The 264-nt window shown below is 48.9% G+C and carries 1 protein-coding gene; it reads right to left on the reverse strand.

From position 1 onward, the window contains the following. Positions 1–202: Tex-like N-terminal domain-containing protein (locus AAEY94_RS20735; RefSeq protein ID WP_350979929.1), on the reverse strand; the 202-nt coding region annotated here is incomplete at its 3' end. Between the last annotated feature and the right edge of the window lie 62 nt (positions 203–264).

Genomic DNA, 264 nt, shown 5'->3' on the forward strand with positions numbered 1-264 from the left:
TTTTGAGGCGGCGGGTTGCCATGTCGCGCTCGTAATTAAGGGACTTCTCTAACGCTCTAAGCTGCGCGTCATCGAGATTTTGGGTTTTTTCTTTGCGGTAACGCGCAATAAAAGGAACGGTTGCTCCCTCATCAAAAAGTTTGACAAACGCATTGACTTGAACCGTCTTAATGCCAAGCGCGCGAGCAAGCTTGTCGTGAATATTCGCGTGTGTGGTTGCATCTAATCCCTGTGCATTTGCTGAGACTGGCGATGACGTTAAGC

It is taken from the genome of Shewanella sp. AC34-MNA-CIBAN-0136, assembly GCF_040309945.1.
In the GTDB taxonomy this organism is placed as follows: domain Bacteria; phylum Pseudomonadota; class Gammaproteobacteria; order Enterobacterales; family Shewanellaceae; genus Shewanella.